Source organism: Arthrobacter sp. 9AX (assembly GCF_902506095.1).
Classification (GTDB): domain Bacteria; phylum Actinomycetota; class Actinomycetes; order Actinomycetales; family Micrococcaceae; genus Arthrobacter.
Window position 1 is genome coordinate 476658 of sequence record NZ_LR733293.1, and the last position, 15507, is coordinate 492164.

The window sequence follows — 15507 nt, forward strand, 5'->3', positions numbered from 1 at the left end:
CAGGACGAACGCACACTTTCCCTCGTGTTTGAGTAAAGGAACCAGCACATGAGCAGAACCGATAGCACCCAAGGCCCCCTGTCCGGCCACCTCGTTGTTGACCTGAGCCGTGCTTTGGCAGGCCCGCACGCCGGCATGATGCTGGCCGACCTGGGCGCACGGGTCATCAAGGTTGAGAACCCGGGAACCGGGGACGATACCCGGGGCTGGGGTCCGCCGTTTGTTGGCCCCAAGGATGACCTGCAGTCCACCTACTTCATGTCCTGTAACCGCAACAAGGAATCGATCAGCCTGGACTTGAAAAGCGCCGATGGGCAGGAGGTGCTGCGCGGACTGCTGGAACGGGCAGACGTGCTGATCGAAAACTTCCGCCCCGGCGTGATGGACCGGCTCGGTTTCTCCACCGCCGCCATGCACGAGCTCAACCCGCGGCTGGTGATCCTGTCCATCACCGGCTTCGGCCATGACGGGCCCGAGTCACACCGCAGCGGCTACGACCAGATCCTCCAGGGCGAGGCCGGGCTGATGTCCCTCACCGGTTCCGGCCCGAATGATCCCCAGCGCGTGGGTGTGCCCATCGCAGACCTGCTGGCCGGCATGAACGGGGCGTTTGGGGTGCTGGCGGCCCTGGTGGAACGGGACCGGACCGGCCGCGGGCAGGTGGTGCGCACTTCGCTGCTGGCATCCCTGATCGGAGTCCACGCCTTCCAGGGCACCCGCACCACGGTGGCTGGCGAAGTCCCGCAGGCGCAGGGAAACCACCATCCCTCCATTGCCCCCTACGGGCTGTTTGCCTGCAAGGACGGCAGCGTGCAGATCAGCGTCGGCAGTGAAAAACTATGGGCCTCGTTCGCGGCGGCGTTCGGCCTTGAGCCGGCGGCAGCGGGCTTTGCCAGCAACGCCGAAAGGGTGCGCAACCGTGCCGGGGTGATTGCCGCCGTCGAACGTGTCTTTGCGGACTATGGGGCAGCGGAGCTGCTCGAGAAACTGAACGAGGCCGGGATCCCGGCCGGGAAGGTGCGCTCGCTTGACGAGGTGTACGCGTGGGAGCAGGTGGCGTCGCAGGGGCTGGTGGTGGACGTGGAGCACCCGGTGCTCGGCCAGGTCAGCCTGCCCGGCCCGCCGCTGAGGTTCTTTGCGCCCGGCGACACCGCCGAAACGACTGTCACCGCGCACGACGCACCGCCGCTGCTGGACGAGGACGGGCCGGCTATCCGTGAATGGCTGGGCCTGGCAGCTGCAGCGAGGGTGGCCTGACATGCCCACCACAGAAAAGGTCAGGCACCTGGGCGCCGCGGAACTGCTCGACGCCGTGGTGGACGCAGGCTCGTTTGTCTCGTGGGACTCACCCGCGCAGGAGCCCGTACTGTCCGAGGAGTATTTCCGCGACCTCGCCAAAGCGCGGGAAAGGAGCGGGACGGATGAGTCCGTCATTACCGGTGCCGGGCTCATCCGCGGACGCCGGGTGGCGGTGATCGTCAGCGAGTTTTCCTTCCTGGCCGGTTCCATCGGCCACGCTGCGGCGCAAAGGATCGTGGCCGCCGTCGAACGGGCCACCGCCGAGGGGCTGCCGCTGCTGGCCGGGCCCGCGTCCGGCGGCACCAGGATGCAGGAGGGGACCCTGGCTTTCCTGTCCATGGTGAAGATCACCGGGGCGGTGCGGGCGCACCGCCGGGCCGGCCTTCCGTACCTGGTTTACCTGCGCCACCCCACCACCGGCGGCGTGATGGCGTCCTGGGGATCGCTGGGGCACATTAACGTGGCTGAACCGGGTTCGCTCCTGGGCTTCCTGGGGCCTCGGGTGTACGAGGCGCTGCACGGTGAAGCTTTTCCCGAGGGCGTGCAGGTGGCGGAAAACCTGTTCAACAAGGGCCTGATCGACGGCGTGGTGGAGCCTGCGGACCTCGCCGACCTGGTGGCCAGGGCCCTGGACATCCTGTGCGCCCGGCGCGGGGCGCTGCCCGAGGCTCCGGCCACGCTTGCCGTCCGGCCCGCGCCGGTTGATGCGTGGACCTCGATCGGCATTTCCCGGCGTCCGCGTAGGCCGGACCTGCGGCAACTCCTCAGGTACGGTGCCACCGATGCGCTGCCGCTGAACGGCACCGGGCAGGGGGAGAAGGATCCCGGGCTCCTGCTGGCGCTGGCCCGGTTTGGGGGACAATCCTGCATCGTCCTGGGCCATGCCCGTCCGCTGCGCAGGGACGCGGCCGGGATGGGCCCCGGCTCGCTGCGGGAGGCCAGGCGCGGCATGAAGCTGGCCGAGGAACTGCGGCTGCCCCTGCTCACGGTTATCGACACCGCAGGCGCGGCGCTGTCGCAGGAAGCCGAGGAGGGCGGGCTGGCCGGCGAGATCGCACGCTCGCTGCATGAGCTCATCGGGCTGGAAGCACCATCAGTTTCGGTGCTGCTGGGCCAGGGCACCGGGGGAGGGGCGCTCGCCTTGTTGCCGGCCGACCGGACCATCGCGGCGCAGCACAGCTGGCTCTCGCCGCTGCCGCCGGAAGGGGCCAGCGCCATCGTCCACCGGACCACCGCGCATGCTCCGGCCATGGCGCAGGCGCAGGGAGTGAACGTCGCATCGCTCTACGCCAACGGCCTGGTGGACCACATCGTGGATGAGCGCGACGACGCCTCGTTGGAACCGCAGGAGTTCTGCCGGCGGATGGCGCTGGCCATTGAGTACGAGCTCGGATCCGTGGCGGGTGTGCCCGTGCCGGGGCTGGTGGCCGCCCGGTCCGCGAAGTACCGGAGCCTCGGCGCCTGAGGTGCTGAGGTGCCCGAGGTGCCCGGGGCTCGGCGCGTGCCGGGACGGTCCCGCGGTTACTTCCGTGTGGCTGAGCGGGCGCGGTGGGCGTTCCTGCGGAGCTGAAGGATCCGGGCCCCGCCGGCCACAGCCACCAGGACGCCACCCGACACACTCGCAATGAACAGGGCCATCCCCAGCGGGACAAGTCCTTCAAGGCCGAAGTAGCGGACAGTCACCTGCCCCTGGTTCTGCAGGATGAAGATGATGAGCAGGATCAGGAGAACCAGGGCGGCCACGACGGCGGCCCACACCACACCGGCGCGGGTCACCGGCTGCTGGGAGGTGGGAGGGGCGGGCTGGGAGGTGGTTCCCGATGTCGAATCCGGCACGCTCGTCCCCTCTGCCTGCGTTCCTGTTGGCTGCGTCCCTGCTACTTGGGTGCCCGATACCTGGGTGCCCGACGCCCGCCGTCCGGTTGCCGGTGCTGCCGGGGTGGTGCCAGGGCTTGCTGGGGCGTCTGCGCGGGCAGGTGTTCCCCCGGGCGGATTGGTTTCGGGGTAGTTTCCGGCGGACTCCGGCTGTCCGGCCGGCGGGTAATTTCCGGTGCTCATGCTGTTTCCCTTCCCAGGACTTCCATGGACGTGATACTAAGCATGCTTATGGTCCCACCCTAGCGGGAGTCGTCGGAACAGCACAACGGAAAGGGCCTGCGGCCGGGCTACGTTCCGGAAATGCGCTCTGCGTGCTCACGTTCCTGGCTGCTGAGTTCCGCCAGGCCACCGGCGAGCAGGGTCCAGCGGGAGACAGTGCCGTCCGGAGCGGCCATGTTCCCGGAGGCCAGCGCCTCGTTGATGAGCCCCCGGACCTCGGCTTCATCAGGGGCCCGGGCTGAGAAGATGATCCGCAGCGACACCGTGTCCCCTGCCCGGGACCAGCCGGTGTGGTGCGCGGCGAGCGGGCACGGCGGCGGGTGTTCCCAGCTTCCGCACAGGGCGACGGTGATGGCGGCGCCGGGAGCTGCGGGATCATCGCCGGGGCCGGCCATGAGCAGGGTGGCTGCATGCACGAACAGTCCGTTCACGTCCCCGGCTCCTTCCGGCGGCTTTGGCTCGCGTGGGGTGGCACCCTGTCCGCTCCGCTGTTGCCTGCTTCCACCACCGCTGCCTTCTTCCACCACCGCTGCCTGCTCCACTCCTGGACCCCACCGGACATTACGGTCTGGCCGTCACGAAACGGAAGGGCCTCCGTGTGGAGGTCCTTCCGAATGACGGCACCGTCAAGGTGTCAGACCCTCTCCTTGCTCTTTTCAGCCGAAGGGGTGCGGGGCGCAGGCGTTCTGCGCCAGCTGGGGAATGCCCAGAACGTGAAGTCCTGAGCCTTGACCGGCTTCTCCGGAGTCTCCACCGGGGTTTCCTGCTTTGCCTCGGGCCGGCGCTCAGTTTCCTTCCTGATGCCCCACCCGAAGTCCTTGCTGGATGAATAGCACATCACAGGCCTCCTCATAGTGACTGCCCTTTAATCGTCCTCCTGTTCGCCCGCGGAGTCGAGGTGTAGGCAGAGGCGGCCAGGACCCGCAGGCCCATCCGCAAGCCGCGGTCAGTGCCCGCCGGACATCACGTCGTCGGCCTCCTGTGGACGGTGGAACTCGCAAGGGCCGTGATGCCGGAACGGGAGCAGGCAGATCCGGCCGGTCGGCAAGTGCACCATGGCGCAGCGCCCCGTTCGGGCCAAATCCTCCCTGACATTGGAGTTGTTCAGATCGGACCTGCCCTGGCGCACCTGGCTGGAGGTTCCGCCGGCGGTGGTGGGGTGTTCAGCGTTCATGAGGGCAACTCCTCGTTGAGTCTTGGCCTGCGGGCGGAACGGGAACGTGTGGACTTCCCAGTCTTCTGCACCACGGTTACGGCTGCATTAAACCCGCGTTAGATCCAGGTCAACAAGGCCTCGTGCAAAGCTTCTTAGTATCCCAATTGCCGGGCTACCTGCAGAAGAAGGGCCTCTGAGCCCATCGGCCCCACCAGTTGGATGCCCATCGGCAGCCCCTGGCCGGGATCACCACCGGTCCAGTGGACGGGGATGGTGATCGCTGGCAGGCCGCAGACGTTGACCATTGAGGACCACGGCGCGAATTCGCACTGTTTCCGGTAGTCGCCGTCGGCATCCCCTGCCCACTGCGCCGCCGGCCAGCGGTCATCGCCGTGGGCAGTTCCCGTGAACCAGCCCACCGGGCGCGGCGTCTGCGCGAGAGCGGGCATCAGCATCAGGTCCCACTGCGCGTACTGGGTTACCGTGTCCCTCTGGAACTGCCGGAGGAACGCCAGCGCCTCGTTCAACTTCGCGGGGCTGCGTTGTTGCGCCCGACGGCGGAACGTCCGGGTGAGGGGCGCCAGCAGGGCTTCGCGGTGCGGACTGATCCTCGCCGCGCCCACGGGCGCGGTCCAGGCCGTGGTGAACGCGTCCGGGTAGCGGTTGTCGTAGCGGATGGCCGCGTCGCTGAGTGAATGTCCGGCCGCGTCGAGGAGCTTTTCGCCCGCTCTAAGTGCCTCCAGCGCCTCCGGGTCCGGAGTGAACGGGAAGGTGCCGGACCACGGGCTGTCCAGAGTGACGCCGATCCGCAGCCGCGGCGGCTCCTGTTCCATTGCCGCGAGGTAGCTGCCTTCAGGAGGCGGCGCTGGAACGAGCGCGTCCATCATCAACGCGGCGTCGGCGGCGTTCCGGGCCAGGGGACCCGCCACCACCAGCCGTGCAGGGTCGCCCAGGCTTTCTCCGCTGGGCACCAGTCCGCGGCCCGGCTTCAGGCCCACCAGTCCGCACGCCGCGGCGGGGATGCGGATGGACCCGCCGCCGTCCGTGCCGGGCGCGAAGGGAAGCAGTCCGGCGGCCACGGCTGCTGCGCTGCCGCCGGAAGAGCCGCCTGAGCTCCTGCTGGGAGCGTAGGGATTGCGCGACGGCGGCGCCACGCGGTTTTCGCTGTAGGCCGTCAGCCCGAATTCGGGCACCTGCGTCTTGCCCAGCGAGATCACGCCAGCGTCCTTGAGAAGGGCCACCAAGGGGCCGTCGCCCGCCGCAGGTTTGTGCTCCAGGGCCGCGCTGCCGTGGGTGGTCACCACACCGGCAACGTCGGTCAGGTCCTTGAAAGCCAAGGGCATGCCGTGCAGGGCCGGCAGCTCACCCTTGGGTATGCGGGTCCGGAGGGAATCGGCGGCCCGGGCCGCGCTCAGCGCCTGCCCGGCCGTAACTGTGACAAAAGCGCCCAGCAGGGGGTTGTGCTTTTCAATCCGGGACAGGAAATGGCCTGTGGCCTCCGCGGAGGAAACTTCGCCATTGCGGAGTTTGTCGCGGAGCATAACGGCGGAAAGTTCGTGGAGCTCAGCCAATGGACCGCGGCTCCAGGAACTCCCTGGCCGCGCCCCTGATGATGGCGGGCTGGCATACAGGCAAGGTTCCTCCCGGGGTTCTTGCTACGACGTCGTCCCAAAAGCCTAACGCGGGGCCCTTCCCGGGAAGCAAGCGTGGAGTGGACCGGACTCAGGCAGGGGGGCTTGTTCCAGGGGCGGGGACTAGGCTTAAAGCTGACCACGATCTGCCAGACAGGAATTCCGATGAGTGATTTCGATACCGTCCCCGTCAACGACATCCCCAACGACGCCGCGATCCTGGATGTCCGGGAGGACTACGAATGGGTGGCCGGGCACGCCGAAGGCGCACTCCACATCCCTATGGACCAGCTGCCCGCCCGGCTGGACGAACTCGATCCGGACCAGGACCTCTACGTCATCTGCCGGACCGGCGGCCGGTCCTTCCGCGCTGCCCAGTGGCTGACGGGCCAGGGGTACACAGCCATTAATGTCTCGGGCGGCATGGACCAGTGGCTGGAGGCAGGGAAACCCCTGGTTTCCGATAACGGCCTGAAGCCGCTGGTGCTCTAGCGCCTGCCAACACTGCCCGCCGTCCTGTTACAGGCGCCCTTTTTCGGGGTGCTTTCATGCCCCAAAAGGAATCCCGATGCCTGCGTCCCCCGCCACTTATGCCTTCCTCGGGCCCGAAGGTACCTTCACCGAGGCGGCACTGTTGAAGATACCCGGGGCCGCTCAGGCAAGCCGCGTCCCGGCGTCGAACGTTAATGCCGCACTGGACAAAGTGCGCGAAGGGTCCGCCGACGCCGCCATGGTGCCGATCGAAAATTCGGTGGAAGGCGGCGTCACGGCCACCCTTGACGCCATCGCCACAGGGCAGGAACTACGGATCATCCGTGAGGTCCTGGTGCCCATCAGCTTTGTGCTGGTGACCCGGCCCGGTGTGCGGTTGCAGGATATCCGGCGGATCTCCACCCATGGCCACGCCTGGGCGCAGTGCCGGCTGTGGATGGACGCCCATCTTCCGGGGGCGGAATATATTCCGGGATCATCCACCGCCGCAGCTGCCATGGGGCTGCTGGCGGAGGACTGCCACTACGATGCCGCCATCTGCGCTCCACTGGTGGCCGAGGAACAGCACGGGCTCGCGGCGCTCGCCGAGGACATCGGCGACAACCCCGGTGCCGTAACCCGTTTCATCCTGGTCAGCCGCCCCGGCATCCTGCCCGAACGCACCGGAGCGGACAAGACCACGGTGGTGGTGCCGCTGCCCGAAGACCGGCCCGGCGCCCTGATGGAAATCCTGGACCAGTTCGCCAGCCGGGGCGTGAACCTCAGCCGGATCGAATCCAGGCCCACCGGGCAGTACCTGGGCCATTACTTCTTCAGCATCGACGCCGACGGGCACGTTGGGGACGCCCGGGTTGCGGACGCACTGGCCGGGCTCCACCGCATCAGCCCTGCCACCCGCTTCCTGGGGTCGTACCCGCGGGCGGACCACCAGGAGGCGGTGGTGGAACCGCACACCTCGGATGCGGCTTTCGCGGCAGCGCGGGCTTGGGTTGCGGGTCTGCAATCCGGGGCTGAGCGCCAGGAAAACGGTTCCGCCGCTTCGCCGACAGCGTAGCCAATTGCCTCTCCTACCACTTCCGCGGGCTGTGGACAATGCGTATGCTTGCTTGATCCACAATGGATGGCCCCTAATGAAGGGAGCGGGTCATGACTACCAGCAGCAGCGATAACGACGGCCAGGGAATGATCGTCAATCCCCGGCCAACTGCCGATAACCAGGACTGGGACGGCGACGACGCTGACCGTGCTGACCGCCTGCGCTTCGAAGAGGAACAGGCCATGATCCGAGAGCAGTCCGAGGCCCGCGCCGCCGCGAAGGCCGCCGCCGGGGACCACAAGGAAGCCAACGCCTAACGCCTGACCCGCTGGTTCAGCCTTGCGTCGCCTGACCCCTAACCCTGATTAGCAATGAACCGGGCTCCACCTGCACGGTGACCTTGGTGGCCTCGCCTGCCGTGTCGCCGTCGAGCTGGGTGGGCATCGGCTCGGGGCACTTGATGACCACCTTGCCGGACCGGTAGACGGTCATGATGGGCAGCTTCCCGCTGTGCTTGAACATGATCTTGACGTACATCAGCACCCAGCCGATCGCGCTGCGCGGGCTCATCACCACCACGTCCAGCATGCCGTCGTCGATCATGGCCTGCGGGATGAAGTCGATGCCGCCGGGGACCAGGCCGCAGTTCGCGAAGAGGACGCTGCGGATATTCCGGACCTGGTCCGGGCTGCCGTCCAGGGAGATCGAAACCTTCTTCCGGCGGCCGGGCAGGTGGCGCATGCCCGCCTCGGTGTATGCCAGCCAGCCGAGCGCCTTCTTGAGACCGGCATTGGTGTCCGCCAGGACCTCAGCGTCCATCCCGATGCCCGCGATCACCAGGAAAACGTGCTCGGAGGAGTGGCCGGTGCGGGAGTTTTCGATGCCCATCCGGGCGGTGTCGATGTAGCGCTGGTGCCCGAAGAGGGCAGTCTGGACGTTGCCGTGCAGGTCGTAGACGTCCAGGTCCACGTTCCGCGCCAGCAGGTTCCCCGTACCCAGCGGGACCAGGCCCATGGCTACACCGGTGCCGGCGAGGGACTCAGCCACCACCCGCACGGTGCCGTCGCCACCGCCCACCAGGACGACGTCGGGCTTGTGCCTGAGGGCCGCCTGCACCTGCGAGAATCCGGGGTCTTCCGCCGTCGTCTCATAAAAGACCGGCTCGTCCCAACCGGCCGTTAGGCAGGCACGCTGGATGGTGGCCTTCGTTTCATCCGACCGTGCCTTGATGGGGTTCAGTATCACGGCGACGCGCTGCTGGGTGAGGCCCGGCTCGTGCGCCTCACCACCCACGGCGCTGCGCACATGCAGGGCCTTCAGCCTGCGGACCCCCCACCAGCTGGAGATGGCGAAGGCAAGCGCCACCGCTATCAGCAGGTACAGAATCAGGTCGCTCATGGTGGTTCAACAGTATCCCGGCGGGAGGTGGGTTGACCGGCACACTGGCCCACCGCCGTCGTACTCCTGACGGATTGGATACCCTTATGTGGTGATCGACGTAAAAGACCTCAGCGAAAACCCGGAGAAGTACCGAGCCAGCCAGCGCGCCCGCGGTGCGGACGAATCAGTGGTGGACGCGATCATTTCCGCCGACTCCGCACGCCGCGCGGCGCTGATCCGCTTCGAGAACCTCCGCGCCGAGCAGAACGCCTTCGGCAAGAAGGTGGCCCAGGCCAAGGGCGACGAGAAGAAGGCCCTCCTGGCCGAGGTCAAGGAGCTGGCCAACTCGGTCAAGGCCGCGTCCGCTGAGGCCGATGCCGCGCAGAGCAAGCAGGAAGAGCTGCTGCGCACCATCCCCAACCTGATCGAGGACGGCGTCCCCGAGGGCGGCGAGGACGACTACGTGGTGGTCAAGACCGTGGGCACGCCCCGCGAGTTCCGCGACTTCGAGCCCCGCGACCACTTGGAAATCGGCGAGCTGCTCGGTGCCATCGACATGGAGCGCGGCGCCAAAGTGTCCGGTTCGCGCTTCTACTTCCTCCGAGGCGTGGGGGCCCGGCTGGAGATGGCGCTCCTGCAGATGGCCATGGAGCAGGCTATCGAGGCCGGCTTTATCCCGATGATCACGCCTACGTTGGTGCGTCCGGAAACCATGCAGGGCACCGGCTTCGATGTTAAGCACGACGCCGAGATCTACCGTCTGGCCGAAGACGACCTTTACCTTGTGGGCACCTCCGAGGTGCCATTGGCGGGGTACCACTCCGACGAAATCCTCGACTTCTCCGCCGGGCCCATCCGCTATGCCGGGCAAAGCTCGTGCTACCGCCGCGAGGCCGGCTCGCACGGCAAGGACACCCGCGGCATCATCCGCGTCCACCAGTTCAACAAGGTGGAAATGTTCATCTACACCACCGTTGAGGAGGCCGCTGCGGAGCACCAGCGGCTGCTGGCGTGGGAGGAGGAAATGCTGGCCAAGTGCGAACTGCCGTACCGGGTGATTGACACTGCGGCCGGCGACCTCGGTATGTCCGCCGCCCGGAAGTACGACTGTGAAGCCTGGGTTCCCACCCAGGGTGCGTACCGCGAGCTGACGTCCACGTCCAACTGCACCACGTTCCAGGCCCGCCGCCTGAACATCCGCGAACGCGTGGTCAACGCGGACGGCGTCTCCAAGGGCACCCGCGCCGCGGCCACCCTGAACGGGACGCTGGCCACCACCCGCTGGATCGTGGCGCTGCTGGAGCACCACCAGAACGCGGACGGCTCGGTCAACGTTCCCAAGGCGCTGCAGAAGTACCTGGGCGGCCTTGAGGTCCTCCCGGTCCTGTAGGTTTCAGGGTTTCGCACCCTCTAACGGACTTTGCACCTGCGTATCCGCGGGTGCAAAGTCCGTTAGGGGGTGCTTTTGTTTCTGCTCCCGCTGCTGGGAAGGCCGGCATTCCGCAGCAGCGCGGCCAGCCGCGGCGCATCTGACGCTATCGCCCAGTCCCATCGCGCTACCCTGAACCCGGCCGCGCGGAGTTTGTCTTCGCGCTTCTTCTCGGCCAACACCGTCTGGCGGGCGGTCTGGTGGCCGAGGTATTCGTCGCGGAGGTACTTCGCGTCGCCGTCGAACTCCCCGACGAGTTTGAACCGCGGCCAGAAGAAGTCCGTTCGGGCGACGAAACGCCCGCCTATATGGAAACTCGCCTGAAGCAGCGGAGCAGGAAAGCCCAAAAGATGGATCTGTGCCCTGCTGAGCGATTCGCCGGCGGATCCTGAATTCGTAACGGCGAAATCGAGTACTTGGGTGGCCCAGCGCCGTCGTGCCCCCGATTCCAGGCGAGCAGCAAGCGCCAGCAATTCGTCCTTGCCCACTGCTGGGCCTGAGGTTCGTCGCATGCCAATGGCATGATCGGCCAGAACCGTACCCGCCGCAAAATTTTCTCGTGCGATAACTGACACCACAGTCTCGGGCAACGGAGTTACCAACAGCCCGTTGTGCAAAACTGCGGCTGCCTGCGGGCCGTGGCGGGCGATGCCGTAGCTGCCCAGTCCCTCTAATCCGGAAAAGCCGGACGGCATCAGGGCGGCTGAAGTCGTTGGACGGCTCCGGCCTGTGTGGCCCCTTGAGGCCCCGGACAGCTGCACGTGGCTCGGAATATCGAGCAATTCCAGGTCCCACAGTGCGGCGGCTGTGTTGAGGCAAAACCTCGACTCCGGCAACTCAAGGTTCACAGCCAGAATTGTGTGACGGTACCTTTCCCATGGTGGCAGTGAGATCCATTCCTGTTTGAGGGCGTAAACGCCTCTCCGGACGCGGATCAACTCGCCGCGGGCGTAGCGCCTGCTGAGCGAGCGGGAGTCCCCGGTACTCCGGTGCAATGCGGCGGCATCAATCAACTCCATGCCCATCATCGTCCTCGGCGCGGTCCAGGCATTAAAGCGATAACCCAGGTATGTGGATAATCACAAAACCGGCGCAGCGCACCACCGAATGGACGATGCACCAGCGGGTCCGCAGGTGCATTGTCCATTGGCCGGTGCATTCGTAACTGGGCCCCGGGAACCAAGAGACGCAGGTTAACACTCACACCGGGGACAACCAGTGGGTATTTACCAACTGTTCAATAACTCTGTGGCGCGCGTCCTAGCGGCTTTTTAGGGGCGTCTGCTCTACTTGATGGATGACAACGCTGACTGAAACCTCAGTCGCCGGCAACGATGACCGGCGAGACAACCACAACAACAACGCAGACCAGAAGCTGATGGTCGCACTTGACGTGGACGGCACCCTGGTGGACCACGATGGCCACATGTCCCCGGCCGTCCGCGAAGCGGCGCAGGCTGTGGTGGCCGCAGGCCACGAGGTGATGATCGCCACCGGCCGGTCACTGAATGCCACGCTGCCCATCATCGAGAAAATCGGGATTGAACGCGGCTACGCGGTGTGCTGCAACGGCGGCGTGACGCTGCGGCTCCAGCCGGACCTGGAGAACGGGTACGAGGTCATCCACAAGGCCACGTTTGATCCTGCTCCGGCTTTGCGGGCACTCCGCGAGCGGCTTCCTTCGGCGAAGTACGCCCTGGAGGATGAGGACGGCAACTTCCTGTCCACCGAGCGCTTCCAGGACCCCAGCTTCGGCGTCGAGGCCGTGGGTGTGGACTTCCACACCATGCTCGAAGCCACCGCCGTGCGGGTGGTGGTGTTCAGCACCGAGAACACACCCGAAGAGTTCAATGAGGCCATCGAGCACGTGGGCCTGGCCGGGGTCACCTACTCGGTGGGCTGGACGGCGTGGCTGGACATCGCCGCCGCCGGCGTAACGAAGGCCAGTGCACTGGAGAACCTGCGCGGCCGCCTCGGCATCGAACCGCACCTGACGGTGGCGATCGGCGACGGCCGGAACGACATCGAAATGCTCGGCTGGGCCGGGCGGGGAGTGGCCATGGGCCAGGCTCCGGAGGAAGTCATTGCCGCTGCGGACGAGGTCACCCATTCCGTGTTCGACGACGGCGCCGCCCACGTGCTGCGCAGCCTCCTTTAGCTTTCGGCGGGCTGCAAGTGCTTCTGGTCCAGTGGGCAGCGGTGGGCGCCTGCGCTGTTTTGGCCGGCCTTGCCGTCTTTCAGGCGGCCCTCATCGGCGGTGCTCCGCTGGGACGGTTGGCCTGGGGAGGGCAGCACAAAGTCCTGCCCGCCGGGCTGCGGGCAGGCAGCGCGGTGTCGATCGTCCTGTATGCGGCCTTTGGGTACGCGGCGCTCGCCAAAGCGGGCATGGTGCCATACCTCGGCAATGAGGCTGTTACGTCGACCGTCATTTGGGTGCTGATGGGGTACTTCGTCCTCGGCATCCTGATGAACGCCATCTCGCGGAGCAAGCCGGAGCGGGCCGTGATGACTCCCGTGGCACTGTTCCTCGCCGTCGCCTACCTGGTTCTTGCCCTCAACTGAAGCTCAGCCCGGCTGTCTTGGCGCGTCCCCGGGTGGGGCCTGGCCCCCGGCGTCGGGCAGAATGGAAAGCGTGACCCTCACGACGTTCGCCCTCATCCGCCACGGCCAGACTGACTGGAACGCACAGCGCCGGCTGCAGGGATCCACGGACATCCCGCTGAACGACGTAGGCCGCGCCCAGGCGCGTGACGCCGTCGAGGTTCTGTCCGCTTACGAATGGGACGCCATCGTGTCCTCTCCGCTGAGCCGCGCAGCCGAGACGGCCGACGTTATCGCCGCCGGGCTGGGGCTCAGCGAGGTCCGCCGCGTCCCGGAACTGACCGAGCGGAGCTTCGGGCCGGCAGAAGGAATGCAGGCCGGCCCGGAACTGGACGCGCTGCGCGTTCCGGGCGGGTTCCGCGGCGCCGAAAGCGAGGACGAGGCCGCTGACCGGGGACTCGCTGCCCTGGAGGCACTTGCCGGGGAGTACCGCGGACGCCGCCTGCTCGTCGTCGCGCACGGGACGCTTCTGCGCGTGAGCCTGAGCCGCGCCGTCGGCAGCACGTTGGCAAGCATCGACAACGCGGTGCTCAACCTCGCGCACCACCACCCAATCGATGGCTGGCAGCTCGAGTACTTCAACGGCGAGCCGGTCATGGCGGCCACCCAGGGCTGACCCCCGGCCAATCCGGCCATGCCCGCCGGTGCTCAGCCAAACAGCAGCGCGGCGCCGAGCAGCAGCGGGACGGACAGGACTGTGGTGATCACGGCGGTGGACTGCGCCAACGCCTGGCCCACCCCGTACCGGATGGAGTACAGGACCACGTTCTGTCCTGTGGGGAGGATGGCGCAGGCCGTGACGACGAAGGTGCTGAAGGCGTCGAGGCGGAAGACAAACGCGGCCAGCACCCACGCCAGCACAGGCTGGACCGCCGATTTCAGCACCACGGCGAGGGCGGTGGGCACGGCCTCGCCCGTGCCCCCGCGCAGGGTGAGGCCATGGAGGGACATCCCGAAAATGATCAGCATCAGCGGGACGGTCATTTGCGCGGCCAGGGACACCGGCGCGAGCACCAGTTCCGGCACCTCGATCTCGAAGGCGCTGAGGAGGATGCCCAGGATGGCGGCGACCGTGACCGGATTCCGGAACGGCGTGCAAAGGACTTTCAGGACCGAGGGTTTGTGCCCCTTGGGATCGGCCAGATCCAGGATGGTCAGGGCAACGGGTGTCAGCAGGGCAAGCTGGAACAGCATGATCGGCGTAACGAACGTGGCACTGCCCAGCACGTAAGCGGACAGAGGCACACCCAGGTTGGTGGAATTCACGATTCCGGTGCTCAGTGCGCCAATGACGGTCCGCCGCGTGCCCCACCGTCCCAGCGCTCCGACCACCGCAAAAACCAGCATGCACGCCACGGCGGTGACAACCGAAATCAGGCCGGTGGCACTGAGCACTTCGGAGATATGCCGCGTGGCAATCATCGAGAACATCAGGCTTGGCAGCCCCACCGTGAAAGACAACGCGGACAGCACCTTGGTTCCCTGCTGGCCCAGCACGTTGTACCGCGCCAGGAGATACCCGGCCAGCAGCACCATGCCCACCACGAAAAAGCCCTTCAGCACTCCTTCCAAAAGGCAGGCCCCAATTCTGTTCGCGCGATGTTTGTACTTGTAAACCTACCCGGGTGTGGGTGCCGGCATCACGGCGGCCATTGTCCACAAAGAGCTTGGTGGGCCTAGCGAGCCTCAAGGATCAGCGCCAGCAAGCGGGCTGCCGCGGGCCGGGCAGCGTGCTCCTCGTTCCACTGCGCCCGGGCCACCGCCTTGCTGACCGCCTGCGTGGTGATGCCGAGTTCCTGGGCCACCGCTTTCTGCTGGCCGCGCACTCCCGGCGTGAGCAGGTCCAGGACCCGCCACTCGGCGCCGGAGCGGTCACGGACGATGTGCCCCAGCAAACGGAGCACCGCCTCGGCATCATGGGCGACGTCAGCCAGCGGACCCTCCACCGCCACCGGCACCCGCTCCTTGCTGTTGCGGAGCCGGTCCACGGCCCGCCGTGCATAGACCAGCCCGTGGCCGGAAGCGTCCTTGATCTGGTTCGGCAGCGGCTCATTCACGGGTCCGACGCCGATCCCCACGTACCAGGAACCAGCCCGCAGCGCGATCAGGGCCACCTCCACGGCCTGGTGCGGGCAGTCCACGATGCCCTGGACCTCGTCCTCAACCGACCGGTCGAAATCCAGGCGCGCTGGAATGTGCCGCAGGTCCTTGAGAAGCTGCGGCACCCGGTCACCATCGCGCCGGCTATCGGTCTGGTTGATTGTCAGCGTGAACATCTGAAAGCACAGCCTACCCGGAGGCAGCAGCACCGGGGCAAGCGGGGTTGCCTCCTCCGGGCGCATCTGGTGCGATGGAGCAACGGCTGCTTCCAGGCGGCGATAAGCGA

The 15507-nt window shown here is 66.9% G+C and carries 18 protein-coding genes; 9 read left to right on the top strand and 9 right to left on the bottom strand.

Translation table 11 applies throughout. From position 1 onward, the window contains the following. The first annotated feature begins 48 nt into the window (after positions 1-48). Positions 49-1257 (top strand): CaiB/BaiF CoA transferase family protein, encoded by a 1209-nt coding sequence (locus BACI348_RS02190; RefSeq protein ID WP_159823747.1) that lies wholly within the window; start codon positions 49-51, stop codon positions 1255-1257. A 1-nt stretch (position 1258) separates the two neighbouring features. Next, a complete protein-coding gene (locus BACI348_RS02195; protein WP_159823748.1) occupies positions 1259-2764 on the top strand; it encodes a carboxyl transferase domain-containing protein in 1506 nt (501 codons plus the stop codon). 56 nt (positions 2765-2820) lie between these two features. Here BACI348_RS02195 and BACI348_RS20975 read toward each other — a convergent pair whose 3' ends face one another. From BACI348_RS20975 to BACI348_RS02220, 5 genes are all read right to left on the bottom strand, one after another. Further along, positions 2821-3357 carry a LapA family protein gene (locus BACI348_RS20975; protein WP_328699903.1) on the bottom strand — a complete coding sequence of 179 codons (537 nt, stop codon included), beginning with the start codon at positions 3355-3357 and terminating at the stop codon, positions 2821-2823. A gap of 107 nt (positions 3358-3464) precedes the next feature. Beyond that, complete coding sequence (locus BACI348_RS02205) at positions 3465-3827, bottom strand: hypothetical protein (RefSeq protein WP_159823749.1); 363 nt, start codon at positions 3825-3827, stop codon at positions 3465-3467. A gap of 203 nt (positions 3828-4030) precedes the next feature. After that, a complete protein-coding gene (locus tag BACI348_RS02210) occupies positions 4031-4234 on the bottom strand; it encodes a hypothetical protein (protein WP_159823750.1) in 204 nt (67 codons plus the stop codon). 108 nt (positions 4235-4342) lie between these two features. Then, complete coding sequence (locus BACI348_RS02215; RefSeq protein WP_159823751.1) at positions 4343-4570, bottom strand: hypothetical protein; 228 nt, start codon at positions 4568-4570, stop codon at positions 4343-4345. 134 nt (positions 4571-4704) lie between these two features. Continuing rightward, entirely contained in the window at positions 4705-6123 is a 1419-nt protein-coding gene (locus tag BACI348_RS02220; protein WP_159823752.1) for an amidase, read from the bottom strand. A 225-nt stretch (positions 6124-6348) separates the two neighbouring features. Between BACI348_RS02220 and BACI348_RS02225 the strand changes: the two genes are divergently transcribed. The 3 genes from BACI348_RS02225 (at position 6349) to BACI348_RS02235 (ending at position 8028) form a co-directional block, all read left to right on the top strand. Then, positions 6349-6675: a rhodanese-like domain-containing protein gene (locus tag BACI348_RS02225; RefSeq protein WP_159823753.1), complete on the top strand. Its 327-nt coding sequence runs from the start codon at positions 6349-6351 to the stop codon at positions 6673-6675. Positions 6676-6751: 76 nt separating this feature from the next. Then, a complete protein-coding gene (pheA, locus tag BACI348_RS02230) occupies positions 6752-7729 on the top strand; it encodes a prephenate dehydratase (protein ID WP_159823754.1) in 978 nt (325 codons plus the stop codon). A 92-nt stretch (positions 7730-7821) separates the two neighbouring features. After that, a complete protein-coding gene (locus BACI348_RS02235) occupies positions 7822-8028 on the top strand; it encodes a hypothetical protein (RefSeq protein ID WP_159823755.1) in 207 nt (68 codons plus the stop codon). A 16-nt stretch (positions 8029-8044) separates the two neighbouring features. On the opposite strand, the gene BACI348_RS02240 is transcribed toward BACI348_RS02235, so the two are convergent. Further along, positions 8045-9109, bottom strand: coding sequence for a diacylglycerol/lipid kinase family protein (locus BACI348_RS02240; protein WP_159823756.1), 1065 nt, complete (start codon positions 9107-9109; stop codon positions 8045-8047). A gap of 91 nt (positions 9110-9200) precedes the next feature. On the opposite strand from BACI348_RS02240, the gene serS reads away from it, so the two are divergent. Continuing rightward, entirely contained in the window at positions 9201-10481 is a 1281-nt protein-coding gene (serS, locus tag BACI348_RS02245; RefSeq protein WP_159823757.1) for a serine--tRNA ligase, read from the top strand. A gap of 62 nt (positions 10482-10543) precedes the next feature. On the opposite strand, the gene BACI348_RS02250 is transcribed toward serS, so the two are convergent. Further along, on the bottom strand, positions 10544-11368 hold the full coding sequence (locus tag BACI348_RS02250; protein WP_236557373.1) for a putative endonuclease domain-containing protein: 825 nt from the start codon (positions 11366-11368) through the stop codon (positions 10544-10546). 449 nt (positions 11369-11817) lie between these two features. Here BACI348_RS02250 and BACI348_RS02255 point away from each other — a divergent pair, with 449 nt between their 5' ends. The 3 genes from BACI348_RS02255 (at position 11818) to BACI348_RS02265 (ending at position 13737) form a co-directional block, all read left to right on the top strand. After that, complete coding sequence (locus tag BACI348_RS02255) at positions 11818-12678, top strand: HAD family hydrolase (RefSeq protein ID WP_159823759.1); 861 nt, start codon at positions 11818-11820, stop codon at positions 12676-12678. 17 nt (positions 12679-12695) lie between these two features. Further along, complete coding sequence (locus BACI348_RS02260) at positions 12696-13082, top strand: hypothetical protein (protein WP_236557374.1); 387 nt, start codon at positions 12696-12698, stop codon at positions 13080-13082. A gap of 61 nt (positions 13083-13143) precedes the next feature. Further along, positions 13144-13737, top strand: coding sequence for a histidine phosphatase family protein (locus tag BACI348_RS02265; protein WP_159823760.1), 594 nt, complete (start codon positions 13144-13146; stop codon positions 13735-13737). 32 nt (positions 13738-13769) lie between these two features. Here the strand turns inward: BACI348_RS02265 and BACI348_RS02270 are convergent, their stop codons facing one another. Continuing rightward, entirely contained in the window at positions 13770-14684 is a 915-nt protein-coding gene (locus BACI348_RS02270) for an AEC family transporter (protein WP_236557376.1), read from the bottom strand. A gap of 113 nt (positions 14685-14797) precedes the next feature. Continuing rightward, positions 14798-15397: a hypothetical protein gene (locus BACI348_RS02275; protein WP_159823762.1), complete on the bottom strand. Its 600-nt coding sequence runs from the start codon at positions 15395-15397 to the stop codon at positions 14798-14800. Positions 15398-15507: the final 110 nt, after the last annotated feature.